This window comes from Bacillus sp. JJ1532, assembly GCF_036965085.1.
Lineage (GTDB): Bacteria > Bacillota > Bacilli > Bacillales > Cytobacillaceae > Cytobacillus.
In genome coordinates this window covers 112,977-126,716 of record NZ_JBALOW010000002.1, presented here as the reverse complement: position 1 = coordinate 126,716, position 13,740 = coordinate 112,977, and the positions used below count along the sequence as shown (strand labels likewise).

Sequence of the window (13,740 nt, the reverse complement as noted above, 5' to 3'; positions counted from 1 at the left end):
ATGGTATCACTTAAAGAATTAAGAGAAGAACTCCAATACGACAAAACGAATAATTGTGTTCAGTGCGGCTATTGTTTACCTGTGTGCCCAACGTACACCACTTTCGGTAAGGAGACTCACTCACCTCGCGGCCGGATTAATCTAGTAAAGATGGTCGGTGAAGGGAAGATTACAGATTTATCCATTCTCGAAGAACCACTCAATTTATGTTTAGGCTGCCGGGCGTGTGAGACTGCTTGTCCAACAGGTGTGGAATATGGCTCGATCCTAGAAGCTGCACGTGCTGCAATTGTTAAACGGAAAACATTTTCCGTCCCCGTACGACTGTTGCGAAATACCATGCTGAAAAAAGTGGTCCCAAGCAAGAAGATGATGAATGTCACTGGTCATTCTATCTGGCTGTTCGAAAAAAGTGGATTGCAAAAAGCAGCCCGAATGTCTGGTATTATGGAAATGCTTCCATATTACTTGGGCACTTTCGAATCGGTTATCCCGGCTCCTATTTCCCCTATAGAGCGTAGTCGAGCATCGACCGAAGTGAAAGCAAAGCTGAAAGCAAAATATACTGTCGCCTTTTTTACTGGCTGTATTATGGACTCTATGTTTCACCGTATTAACCAATTATCTATCAAGTTGCTTTCAGAAGCAGGCTGCGATGTTGTGGTGGTTCCAAAACAAACCTGCTGCGGAGCGCTTCAAGCTCATGCTGGAGAAATGGACGAAGCACGTCACCTTGCAAGGCAAAACATTCTCGCATTTGAACAAATAAATGCCGATTTTGTTGTTAATAATGCGGGAGGTTGCGGCGCCATGCTTTATGAATATGGACATTTGCTTTCAAATGACAAAGAATGGGCCGAAAGAGCAGCTGCTTTCTCTGCTAAATCAAGAGATATAAGTCAGGTACTTATCGCTTGCGGTGGTTTGACGGATATGCGACCCCGCCATGGCGAAAGGGTGACATATCAGCGTTCCTGTCATATGACCAATGTTCAGAAGGTAACTCAAGAACCTTTGAAATTATTGGAAAATATACCTGGAATACAATTTATTGAAATGGATCAGGCGAACATGTGCTGCGGCTCTGCAGGTATTTATAATATCGTGAATTATGAGGCTTCCATGCAGATTCTTGATGAAAAAATGAAGCATACGAAAGCGACAAACGCATCCGTCATTATCACAACCAATCCAGGTTGCCTGATTCAGATGAAAATTGGTATTGAACGTGAGGGACTCACTGATTCTATGCGTGCTCTGCATCTGATCGAATATTTAGCTGAAGCCTCTGGGATCTCTTGAGCTTCTTTCTAGCTATTTTTCGGTTCATAATTTACAGAAATTTAATATAAATCCGAAAACTGAAACATTTCGATTTTTATTACATTTAATCGAAAGTTATAAATTCTGCCAGAACTTTCCTTCTTCAACCATCCTTTCTTCCAGAATCAGATTTCATTTGTCCAGAAATACATCTAAACTTAAGTGAATAAAATTCAAAAAAACCCTTAACAAGGGTTTTTTAACGTTCTATTTAAGCTTTATTCAAGATTCATAAAGATTTTTATTTAGAAATCTTGATCTTGTGTTTTAAAACACTCCTGCCCAGTTTCATGGTAGACTTGAATTAGTTGAAAAAATGACTGAAGAGCTAAGAGAATTTATGTAAAATAATTACCTTATCGAATCAATTTCATAATTGCTTCTTTTTAAACAACACAGACCTACAGAATTTGCTTAATAAAAATTATTAAAGTTTATGTCGTTTGTTTTTGATTTTTTAAAGTAGCGTTAATACGATCGGCGGCTAATTTTTAGGCATAATAAACCAAAGAATAATTTTGAAATTGTTAGAAAGACTCACGTACGGTGGTGTGTGAGGCCGGGGATTAAAATTCCCCACATACTCAATTTATTCTTGTTGAAAGCAGATTCATACGTAGTTGATCTTTATTTATGTTGGCTCAAACTATTTTCAATATAAAATATTGAATATTTTAATTTTATATTACTATAAATTGATTTTATTAATTTATGATCATGAGATATGATTATTATATATTTGAAATATTTAGATGTTATTGATCCAATACTAGAGTCTTTTTATTTCAATCACAACATTTGTTATTAAATTAATCCAATTAAAGTACGAAAAAATTTTGTAATTTAAATATCAGTTTTTGCGATTTTTTGATCAGATTCCAATTTAGCGGTGTATAGTTTCAGGACCGTATCCCGCCCTTGATACATATGTTCTAACATTGCAGCCTTTGCACGATTAGCATCTCTTTCAATTATTGCATTAGTGATTGCTTCATGGGCGTTGACAGAATACTTTAATCGGTCTTTGTTGTACCAATATAACGACTGATATACAAGGGGTTCAATAATCACTTTTGACAATAGGAGACTGGTGTATTCATTATTTGCAGCTTTAGAAAGAGCATTATGAAATAAATTGTTAGTATCAATTATTTTCTCCATAATATCCTCTTCTTGTTTGAAAACTTCTACTAAACTACTATATTTTTTATTTGCCAGTTGTAATTGTTGGATATCATCATCCGTTCTATAAATAGCTGCATTGTATGCTATATGTCCTTCTAATAGAATTCTAAGATCATATATTTTCCTAACATCTTCTTTAGAATATTCGCTTACAATCATCCCTCTTTTTAAGGGTGTTATTAGCCCTTCTAGCTGTAATTGTTTAATTGCTTCACGTATTGGAGTTCGGCTAATGCTAAGATCACTGGCAAGGAATTCTTCAGTTAGCCGTTCTCCTTGTTTATAAACTCCTTTAATTATTCTCGCTTTTATTTCCTCATAGACTGACAAGTGAAATCCCCCTTTTTTCACACTTTGTATACAATTTGTGAAATATAAATTTATAATAACGTTGAACATAACGAAAATCAAGGAATAAAACATTGATTCATAGCCATTTTTAAATTAATTTTTAAAATATTCCAAAAATTATATTGATTCATTGTATACAAGGTGCTATATTTTTAGTGAATCATCTGATTTCTTATAGTAAAGTTTGAAGTCATTATAAAAGGTTGTTATTCGTTTGTATTTTAGGAAAAGAAGCTTAAGAGATTCAACAGATTTACATAAAGAAACGTTTTCTGTTTAAGTAAATCAAGGAGGAAACTTTTGGTTCAAGCATTAGGTAAATATGAAATTGGAAAAAGAAGGAGAGAAATCATTTGGCACATATCCTTACAAATATTCAAAGACTCAATCCAGAACTAATAAATGAAATTGCTAGCCAATCAACAGCAACGATACATGAAGTGATGGGGAAAAGAGGGGCTGTTTTTCATCAATCAAGCCATTATTTAGTGGTATGCGTCTTTGCGGACCTGCGCTTACCTTAAAAGGTCACGCTGGAGATAATCTTATGCTATTAAAAGCTCTTGATATGGCTAAGGCTGGAGATGTAATTATTGCTGATATGGGACAGTTAACGGAAGCAGGACCTTGGGGGGAAGTAACGACTGTTCAAGCAAAGGCCCGTAAATTTGGAGGGTTTGTTACAAACGGATCCGTAAGGGATTCACAAGCAATTAGAGAGCTTGGGTTTCCTGTATTTTGTAAATCGGTAAGCATTAAGGGGACCGCAAAGGATTCGTTAGGATATATCAACCATCCCATTTCTATTGGAGATACCCCGGTTAATCCAGGGGATATTATTCTTGGCGATGACGATGGAATTGTTGTTATACCACTTCAAGAGACAATAGAAGTTTTAATAAAGGCAAAAGAACGAGAAGCAAAAGAAGCTGAATATATGAGGCGTATTCGAAATGTAGAATCGTTTTTCTACTTTATGGGGTATGACAAAATTCTTCAAGAAAAAGGTTGCATTATCGAAGAAAGTAATCCAAAGGAGGAAAATGCATTATGAGTCAGACAGTTAAAAGACCATCTAAAGAATTAATCGAAGGGTTTAAGGAGCTTTCTACCTGCAATGTATCTGATGCATTAGATAAGCTTGGATTATCAAGCGGTGTTCATGGAATTCGCCCTTTATTTGATTGTGAAAAAATTGTAGGACCTGCCATTACTATGAAAATAATTCCTCATGGTCCAGAAGTTCCGAAAGGACATTTAGGGGCAGACGCTCTGGATATAGCTGAGCCAGGAGACATCATTGTAATAGATAATTCAGGGCGTACAGATCAGAATTGCTGGGGTGAGATATTAGCATTCGCTGCACAACAGCAAGGGGTTTCAGGGGTAATTATTGATGGCGCAGCCCGTGATATTGATATCATTAGTGAAATTAAGTTCCCGGTTTATGCGAGAGGTAATGTGCCATTTACTGCACGCGGCAGAAATGTGCAGGGAGGATTTAATTGTACAGTTCAAGTTGGTGGTGTACAAGTTCGCCCAGTTGATATTATTATGGCTGACATAAACGGCGTTGTTGTTATTCCGATTGAAAATGCGGAAGAAGTACTTCATGTAAGCAAAGAATTATTTGATCGTGAAGCAGAAATTGTGCGATTACTAAAATCGGGAATCCCCTTCTCTGAAGTTGACCGTCAGTCGGGGTACGACAGGATGCTCGAGAAAAAATCTTAATAGAGTGCAGGGAGGAAAATAATCATGTTTTTAACTGAAGAAGAAAAAGATATGTTAAATGGCAACAAAGGTCCCTCTGTACAGAAGGCAATGGAAATACTTGTTGCTCTAGGTGAAGGATTTGAAGCAGAAAGATTAATTTCGATTAATAGTGTACACATGGCGGGGTCTTCTATCGTAGTTGCAGGCGATGCTGGTACAAAATTCGTTGAAGATATCCAAAAGCAGGGAGGAGAATTTGTAACAACGGTAACAACTAACCCAACTGCAATTGATCCAGATAAATGGGAAGAAATAGGGATTGATCCAGCTGATGCGGCATTACAAGCTAGACTTTCAGATTCATATAAAAATATGGGAGCTAATACATGTAACACATGTACACCATATCTTGTAGGAAATACTCCAAGATTTGGAGAACATTTAGCCTGGGGAGAGTCATCGGCAGTTGTTTTTGCTAACTCTGTTTATGGGGCTCGTACAAACAGAGAAGGTGGCCCAAGTGCTCTTGCATCTTCGCTTACCGGGAGAACTCCATTATATGGTTTTCATTTAACGGAGAATCGTTATGGAAAAGTATTGGTAAAAGTAGAAACTACACTTAATGATATGACGGATTATGGAACTTTGGGCTATTTTGTAGGAAAGCAGGTAGGTCAAGATACACCAGTATTTTTAAATATGCCTAATACACCTACATTAGATGAACAAAAAGCACTAAGTGCTGCTTTAGCATCCTCAGGTTCAGTTAGTATGTTTCATTCTGTCGGGGTAACACCTGAAGCCCCAACCTTGGAAACGGCTTTTGGTGGAAAAGAGCCAGAAAAAGTGCTCGTCTTCGGCGAAGCAGAAAAGAGTAAGTCGGAAGCTGAATTAGATAAGGCGCCTAGTGACATTGTAGATTGGGTCCATATTGGCTGTCCAAATGCAAGTGTAGAGGAAATTAGAGGAGTGGCGAAAGCATTGGAAGGAAAAATCGTTCATCCGAATGTAACTCTTTGGGTTACTACCTCTGCGGCAATGTATGCTATGGCTGAAAGAGTAGGATATATTCAAACAATTGAGGCAGCGGGTGGAAAGGTAATAAGAGAAACATGTCCATTTTTAGCACGAACAAAACAGTTTGCACCTGTAAAAGGCTACAGATCTCTCACAACTAACTCAGCAAAAATGGCATTTTATGCACCAGGTATGTTTGATTTACCTGCACATTTTGGGAACTTAGAAAAAGTCATGAAGGCTGCTATTAAAGGGACTTGGGGGTAATGTAATTGACAGAAAATAAATTGATTCTAAAAGGAAGAAAGATTTTCCGAGGTAAAGCTCAAGGTGAAGCCCTTGTTACAAATGAAGCAATTAGTTTTAACGGCGGAGTTGACAATTTAACGGGGATTGTGACAGAGCCCGGACATCAGTTAGAGGGTGTAAACGTTGCGGGGAAAATTTTAGTATTTAAAACGGGAAAAGGTTCAACAGGAGGATCCTATAAAATATATGATATGGCAGAGCGAGGTACGGCTCCGCTTGCTTTTATTCAAGTAGAGCCAGAGTCTGTTACAACGATTGGGGCCATTATGGGCAACATTCCTGTTGTGGCTAAATGTGATAAAGACCCTACTGTTGAAATCACAACGGGTGATTATATTGAGTTAGATGCTGATACAGGAACAATTATTGTAAAAAAAGGCTATAAAAAGATCACAGAAAATGAAAAAACTGAATCAACCAATAAATCTTCTATTAATTAATTGTAAAGATTAGAGGAGGACAAAGAAATGTCAATGTCTACAAAGGAACTAGTTCAAGAGTTTATGAAATTATCAACTCCAACTGTATCAGATGCCCTTGATAAACTTAACATTAGGGGTGGCTGTGAGGGGGTAGTACCGATTGTTTTTGGGAAAAAAATGGTTGGGCCAGCTTTTACAGTTAAATATATTCCAATTGGTGAAGATACAGGAACAGTAGGCAACTATATTGATGATGCAGAGCCAGGGGATGTGATTGTTTTAGATAATGAGGGGCGTACTGATTGTACAGTTTGGGGAGATATCTTAACCTATGTTGCAACAAACAAAGGTATTGCAGGTACCGCTATTAATGGGGTTTGTCGTGATGTAGATGGAATCCGTGAGCTGGGCTATCCGATGTTTAGTAAGGGTTTCTTTATGGTGACTGGTAAAGACCGTGTAATGGTTCAATCTACAAATCAAACCGTTTCCCTTGCAAAAGTCCAAGTCCGGTCTGGAGACCTCATTATGGGAGATGAGACAGGCGTATTGGTAATCCCACATAATCGTGCTGAAGAGGTTCTTTCAGCTGCCAAAGAAATTGAAAGGGCCGAACAAGGAATTATCGATGAGTTAAAGAAAGGTGCTTCTTTAACGGAAGCTCGGGAAAAATATAAATACGATGAGCTACAGCGTGTGGCCAAGGAGGTTATGAAGTGAAATCTGCATCACAAGCTACTGCCAAAAAAACGGCTTCCAATTCTTTAGCTGAAAAAGTGGTAAATACCCGATATGAGGATTTACCGCCTGAAGTTATCCATGAAGCAAAACGGAGAATCGCAGATGTCATTGCCATAGGTTTATCTGGATCAACTAGTGAAGTTGGAAAGAGAATTGGAGTCTTTTCAGCTAAAAAGGGTGGGGCTGGAAAAGCTGTAATTTGGGGTTCAAATCTCATCACTTCACCTGAATGTGCTGCATTAGCAAACGGTACAATGACGTTTCATATGGAATTAGATGATGTCCATCGTACATCCCATACACACCCAGGAGTTACAGTTATTCCAGCTGCTTTAGCTTTATGCGAAGAACATGGATTTAGTGGAAAAAGCCTGCTATTATCAACGGTTTTGGGATACGATGTTGAGATTCGAATCGGTCTCGCTGTAAGTCCTTCCATATATGTTGATCGGACATATCTTGCGCCAGGTACGTTGGGAGTATTTGGAGCAGCAGCAGCAACTGCAAAATTATTTAATTTTAATATCGAAAAAACAGCTGGAGCCATAGGAACGGCTTCGTACTTAGGTCCATTGGCTCCATTTGAATCTTTCCGTTTGGGGGCACCTTCCAAAGATACAATTATGGGCTGGGCAAACTATGCAGGTATTTATTCTACCGCCCTAACTGATGTTGGGTTCGAAGGCCCAGAAACGGCACTTGAAGGAGATTTTGGTTTTTATCATACTGTTTCAGATTCATTTGACAACAACCGAATTTATATCGGTATTGAGGATGGGTATGAAATATTAAATACTGGAATTAAACCATATGCTTGCTGCAGACAGCACCATACTGCAATAGATGCAGTCCTTGAACTAAGAGAAAAGCATAATTTGGAACCTAATAATATTGAAAAGATTGTGCACCGCACATTTGTGGTGGGTGCACGCGGCACTGAAAAAAAACCAACATCCATTCCTGCAGCTAAATATAGTGCACCATATACGATTGCTGTTGCATTAATATTCGGTCGAGCGTGGAGAAATGAATATTCGATGGAAAATATAAATGACCCAAAAATATTAGAACTAGCATCTAAAGTTGAGGTTGTAGCGGATGATGAATTAGACGCACTGTACGATGAAAAATGGCCTAGTATTATAGAAATAACTACTAAGGACAATGAGGTATATATTTCTAGATGCGACCTCCCTAAGGGTGAACCAGAGCATCCGCTTTCAGATCGTGAGTTAAAAGAAAAGTTTATATCATTAACTGCAGATGCTGTCTCTGATGAAAAAGCTGAAGAGATTTGGGATACAATTTTTCAATTAGATCAATTGGATGATATATCTGAGTTTACTAAACTATTAAAGGGTTAGGGACATAAAAAATATCTTAAATAGGGTTTTGCGGGGGCATAAGATGATATCGGCTTTTGTTTGATGATGGGTAAATATCAAAGCAGTTATACTTCATTAACTGATATTTAAATTCAAAGTTTAATGTAAAAGTATATGTAGTTTTTTCTTTTCCATAGCAAGATAAAATAATCAAGTAGGTGAATTTAAATGAATTCAAAGTTATCACACCGTGCTCAACAGGTGGAGGGATCTAAAACATTAGAGTTAACGATGAAAGCAAGGGATATGCGTAAGCAGGGAATAGATATTTGTATTTTTGGATCAGGTGAACCTGATTTCAACACTCCGCAGCACATTTGTGAATCAGCTTATGAAGCGATGAAGCAAGGGATTACCAAATATACTCCGGCGGCAGGAATTATGGAGCTGCGCAAAGCTATCAGTATTAAGCTCATGGAAGAGAATGGACTTGATTATAAGCCTAATCAGATTATCGTATCTTCGGGTGCCAAACATTCTTTGGCGAACATCTTCTTTGCACTTTTGAATCCTGGCGATGAAGTGATTATTCCGGTACCGGCTTGGCTAAGTTATTGGGAGCAGGTGAAGCTGGCAGGTGGTGTGCCTGTTTTGGTCAAGGCTAAAATGGAAAATGATTTTAAGATTACTTCACAAGAACTAGATTCAGTGATTACAGCAAAAACCAAATTAGTTTTATTAAACTCCCCAGTGAATCCAACCGGTGCTGTTTATACCCGAAAGGAGTTAGAAAAACTCGCTGAGATTTGCGTAAATCGCGATATTATGGTTATTTCTGACGAGATCTATGAAAAGCTAGTCTACGATGGGGAAGAACACATAAGTATAGCCAGCCTTGGTCAGGAAATCTTCGATCGAACGATTGTTGTCAATGGGTTTTCCAAAGCCTATGCAATGACGGGTTGGCGTATGGGTTATGCTGCGGCCCCCCTAGAAATTGCAAAAGCGATGGATGATATACAGAGTCACATGACGAGTAATTCTACCTCTTTTGTTCAAATAGCTTCTATTGATGCTTTGGAGGGGAGCCAAGAACCCGTTAGAAAAATGAAAGAAGAGTACAATAGGCGAAGGATACGGATGGTAGAAATGTTACAGGAAATACCTGGAGTGAAATGTTCATTGCCGAAAGGTGCTTTTTATACATTCCCTAATATCCAAGGATTAATAGGCAAGAAGGCCATGGGAGAAACGATCTTAAACGATGACATCTTATGCAAATTGCTATTAGAACATGCAAATATCTTAGTTGTACCTGGAAGCAGTTTTGAAATGGAAGACCATATACGCCTATCCTATGCAACAGATATGGAAACGATAGAAGAAGGGTTAAAGAGATTCAAGGAATTTGTGGTCAATCATGTTTCATAGATAACTAACCTAAGAGCATAGAAAGCAACATATCTTTCTATGCTCTTGCTATTTCCAAAATATTTATCGCGGGTTATTTTTTGCAATTTATCAGAACGTATAGCAAGAAGTCTACTAAAACCTATGGAAACGCCTAGAATGGGATAATGATTATTTTGACAAGGTAAATATCTAACTTGTCGATTTATTAAACTTAAAACTTGAACTTTACATACAGGTCAAGTAATACTAATATTTAATTATAAAATATCAGAATTTTTATTATTTTCAAAAATATTTGATGATTGTTAGTAGAAAAGAAACTTAGCTTCTGAGAAAGAGGTTCTAAGAAATCTAGTTGAAGATCATATACTTTCAGATGAAGTAGTGGAGAATCATGTCATCATGAATAAAAGAACAATATTCAAAATTGGTTTAATGAATCTTCATTGCATATTGCGATGTAGATTTTGATAAATTATGTGATACCAGTTAGAGAAGACTGAAATGGTAAAAAGAAGGGGGAGTGGTAAAAAGAGGATAATCGGTTCCAGAATTTGTTTGGGCAAATGATTGTTTGTCACAAAAAATTGATTGAGGTGAATTGATGGAAAATCTAGAATTACGGACCACCAGAAAAGTTAGAAACAGACTCATCCCAATTTTGATCATTCTTTACATTGTATCATTCCTTGATCGTGTTAATATTGGCTATGCTTCTTTATCGATGAACAAGGACTTGGGAATTTCCCCACAACAATTTGGGCTAATCGCAGGAATCTTTTTTATCGGATACTTCATTTTTGAAGTGCCTAGTAATATGTTTCTTCATCGAATAGGAGCTCGTATTTGGCTAGCACGTATTATCATTACTTGGGGGATCATTTCAGTTCTAACAGGGTTTGTTCAAAATGTAAACCATCTCTATACAATACGATTTCTTCTTGGTGTTGCAGAGGCTGGATTTTTCCCAGGTGTCATACTGTATTTAACCTTTTGGTTTCGAAAGAAGGACCGTGCTCGTGCCATAGCCTTGTTTATGACAGGACTGGGTATTGCAAACATTGTGGGTGCACCTGTTTCTGGGCTTATTCTAGACTATATACACTGGGGGGGTATAGAGAGCTGGAGGTGGCTTTTTGTTCTTGAAGGTTTCCCAGCTGTTATATTAGGTATATTTACTCTCTATCTTCTGCCTGATCGTCCAAAGGATGCAAAGTGGTTAACGAAGGAAGAGAAATCCTGGTTAACGGAGGAAATAGAGCGTGATAATCAAGCAGCAGGTGGGGTAAAACATGGTTTATTAGCTTCATTAAAATTGATATTTGATGGGAAAGTTCTTAGATTAGCCGTAATCGCTTTGTGTACCAATATCGGTATGTATGGTCTTGTTTTTTGGATGCCACAAATTATCAAAAATTTATCTGCTGTGTTTTCAAACACAACGGTAGGATTCCTTTCGATGATCCCTTATCTGATTGGATGTATAGCTATGATTTTGAATGCAAGACATTCGGATCTTACTTCTGAACGAAAATATCACGCAGCAGTTGGTCCTTTTATAGCGGGGGTAGCCCTCTTACTTCTCAGTCAAACAGCAAATCCTACACTTTCTATTATTCTCTTATCGGTAACTGTAGCAGGTTTTTACAGCTACTATGGTCCATTTTTTACCTTGCCCACACTATTTTTTAGTGAGGCAAATGCCGCAGTTGGGATCGCAACGATTAATTCAATAGGTGGCTTGGGGGGATTTTTCGGCCCATATATTATTGGTGCGGTCCAAACGGCAACTGGAAGTGTAAACGCTAGTTTCTTTGTATTGGCAGGATCCTTAGTAATAGCTTCCATTCTACTCGCTACCTTAAAAGGAGATAAAGGCAAGAATTCTTTATTAATTGATAAGAAAACAAGTAATCTTTAGATTTTAATTTTTAGTAAAAAGGGGAGAAGGATCATGAAATTAGAAAGTTTGACTGAATTGTCCAATTTGACTCCATCAGAGGCTCGGAGTTTAATTAGGGAGAATAAATTGAATCGTCCTACTTACGGAATAGCAAGTGGATTTACACAAGCAAACTTGGTTGTCTTAAGAAAAGAAGCAGCTTTCGAATTTCTTTTATTTTGCCAGAGGAATCAGAAACCTTGTCCAATATTGGATGTCACAGAAGGATCTCCTCATCCTAAACTTGTCGCACCAAATGCCGACATACGTACAGATCTTGGGAGATATCGAATCTACCGGGAAGGAGAACTTGTTGATGAAGTAACAGATATCTTGAAATTTTGGGAGGATGATATGGTAGCTTTCCTCATTGGTTGTAGTTTTACGTTTGAAAGGGCTCTTTTAAGTAATGGGATCCCGCTTCGTCATATGGAACTAGGTTCGAATGTTGCTATGTATAAAACCAATATTGAATGTGTTCCTGCAGGAAGATTTGCAGGTCCTACCGTGGTAAGTATGCGGCCTATACCGGAAAAAGATGTTGTTCGGGCTGTTCAAGTTACTTCTAGGTTTCCAGCTACCCATGGAGCACCGCTTCATATAGGCTCTCCTGAGTCTATAGGTATTAGGGATATTAATAAACCTGATTTTGGAGATGCCTTACCTATTCGGGATGGGGAAGTACCAGTATTCTGGGCATGTGGGGTGACCCCTCAAGCCGTTGCAATGCAAGTAAAACCGGAAATCATGATCACTCATGCACCAGGTTGTATGTTTATCACGGATTGGGAAGAGGAACGATTAACTGTACTATAAAAGAAACACACTCAAGTTCTCTTGGGTGTGTTTTTCATCAAGAATTAAAGAAGCATTTATTTGGTTTATTCTAACTTATTGTATGAATAATCAATCTTATAGGGTGATAGATCCTCTAGTTCTGTTAAATGTTTTAGTCTTAGTAGGTAAGAGTTTACCTTATAAAAATAAGGGAGTTAATTTTAAATGATTTTTTTAATAATCTTTGGAGTGCTGTGTGGTTTCATAGCCAGTATATTAGGGGCAGGCAGTTCTATGATATTGACACCTTTGCTTTTATATGTTTACCCCTTAATAACAGGAAACCACTTTACTATTCAAACTATTACATCAGCTACACTTGGACTTACTTTTTTTTCAACAGCAGCGGCAACAATCCGGTACCATAATGCTAGGTTAATACCTTACCGATATGCAATAATACTTGCTGCAAGTGGATCCATTGGATCGTTTATTTCAGGCAGTTTCATAGCAGAGAATATTAATCGCTTATTTATTCTTATCATATTTGGAATCATTGTTGTTTTGTCTTTGATTTTTAATTTTATTCCAATTGAAGAAAAGGAAGAAGAGCCTCCTACACGTAAATTTTTTGTGCTAGGTTCTATTATTATATTTTTATTAGGCATCATTACTGGCATTATTGGAATAGGCGGAATGGTTATATTTATGCCTTATATGATATATGTATTGCGCTTTTCGGTACGGAAAACGATTGGAACAACAACATTTTGCGGTGCTTTGATTGCTCTTTTTGGAATTGTAGGGAAATCCGTTATTAATATGATGAACTGGAAAATTGCCTTGGTTGTTGCTATTGGCGGAATAATAGGAGGTTTTATTGGACCAACCCTAGGTAAACATATTCCTAATAGATTCTTGCGCTATGGATTGAATGTTATCTTGGTCTTAATAATTATAATGGTTTTAATAGATATTTTTAAAAATAATATTTAGCAATTCTCCAGATTACAATAGCCCGAATTCTTCAAAACCCCATTAGAAACGCCTATAGTGGGGTTTGATTTTTTCGAAATATCTAACTTATCGATTTTTTAATACTAAATCTTACACTTTACAAACCGATTAAATAATACTATTATTTAGTTAGTTTAATAATCTGAATCTTTGATATTTTCTAACATCAATTTGATGAAGAGTTAATATAAAGATGTCTAAA

13 protein-coding genes are annotated in these 13,740 nt (G+C 37.3%); 12 read left to right on the top strand and 1 reads right to left on the bottom strand.

The annotated features are described in order from the left end of the window. Entirely contained in the window at nt 1-1,302 is a 1,302-nt protein-coding gene (locus tag V7122_RS00970) for a (Fe-S)-binding protein (protein ID WP_335525488.1), read from the top strand. 864 nt (nt 1,303-2,166) lie between these two features. On the opposite strand, the gene V7122_RS00960 is transcribed toward V7122_RS00970, so the two are convergent. Then, a complete protein-coding gene (locus V7122_RS00960; RefSeq protein ID WP_335525486.1) occupies nt 2,167-2,838 on the bottom strand; it encodes a GntR family transcriptional regulator in 672 nt (223 codons plus the stop codon). A 374-nt stretch (nt 2,839-3,212) separates the two neighbouring features. Here V7122_RS00960 and V7122_RS00955 point away from each other — a divergent pair, with 374 nt between their 5' ends. The 11 genes from V7122_RS00955 (at nt 3,213) to V7122_RS00905 (ending at nt 13,517) form a co-directional block, all read left to right on the top strand. Then, entirely contained in the window at nt 3,213-3,383 is a 171-nt protein-coding gene (locus V7122_RS00955) for a hypothetical protein (protein WP_335525484.1), read from the top strand. Continuing rightward, nucleotides 3,353-3,913 (top strand): RraA family protein, encoded by a 561-nt coding sequence (locus tag V7122_RS00950; protein ID WP_335525483.1) that lies wholly within the window; start codon nt 3,353-3,355, stop codon nt 3,911-3,913. Before V7122_RS00955 ends, V7122_RS00950 begins: the two co-directional genes overlap by 31 nt. Beyond that, entirely contained in the window at nt 3,910-4,593 is a 684-nt protein-coding gene (locus V7122_RS00945) for an RraA family protein (RefSeq protein WP_335525482.1), read from the top strand. Before V7122_RS00950 ends, V7122_RS00945 begins: the two co-directional genes overlap by 4 nt. A 24-nt stretch (nt 4,594-4,617) precedes the next feature. Continuing rightward, nucleotides 4,618-5,859, top strand: a complete 1,242-nt coding sequence (locus tag V7122_RS00940; protein WP_335525481.1) for an aconitase X catalytic domain-containing protein — start codon at nt 4,618-4,620, stop codon at nt 5,857-5,859. Nucleotides 5,860-5,864: 5 nt separating this feature from the next. Continuing rightward, on the top strand, nt 5,865-6,341 hold the full coding sequence (locus V7122_RS00935) for an aconitase X swivel domain-containing protein (RefSeq protein ID WP_335525479.1): 477 nt from the start codon (nt 5,865-5,867) through the stop codon (nt 6,339-6,341). A 27-nt stretch (nt 6,342-6,368) separates the two neighbouring features. Next, nucleotides 6,369-7,043, top strand: a complete 675-nt coding sequence (locus V7122_RS00930) for an RraA family protein (RefSeq protein ID WP_335525477.1) — start codon at nt 6,369-6,371, stop codon at nt 7,041-7,043. Then, nucleotides 7,040-8,428, top strand: coding sequence for an MmgE/PrpD family protein (locus V7122_RS00925; RefSeq protein WP_335525475.1), 1,389 nt, complete (start codon nt 7,040-7,042; stop codon nt 8,426-8,428). Before V7122_RS00930 ends, V7122_RS00925 begins: the two co-directional genes overlap by 4 nt. 189 nt (nt 8,429-8,617) lie before the next feature. Next, nucleotides 8,618-9,820 (top strand): pyridoxal phosphate-dependent aminotransferase, encoded by a 1,203-nt coding sequence (locus V7122_RS00920; protein ID WP_335525474.1) that lies wholly within the window; start codon nt 8,618-8,620, stop codon nt 9,818-9,820. Nucleotides 9,821-10,406: 586 nt separating this feature from the next. After that, a complete protein-coding gene (locus V7122_RS00915; protein WP_335525473.1) occupies nt 10,407-11,723 on the top strand; it encodes an MFS transporter in 1,317 nt (438 codons plus the stop codon). A 33-nt stretch (nt 11,724-11,756) separates the two neighbouring features. After that, nucleotides 11,757-12,560 (top strand): putative hydro-lyase, encoded by an 804-nt coding sequence (locus V7122_RS00910; protein WP_335525471.1) that lies wholly within the window; start codon nt 11,757-11,759, stop codon nt 12,558-12,560. Between the two features lie 186 nt (nt 12,561-12,746). Then, a complete protein-coding gene (locus tag V7122_RS00905) occupies nt 12,747-13,517 on the top strand; it encodes a sulfite exporter TauE/SafE family protein (protein WP_335525470.1) in 771 nt (256 codons plus the stop codon). Nucleotides 13,518-13,740 lie beyond the last annotated feature (223 nt).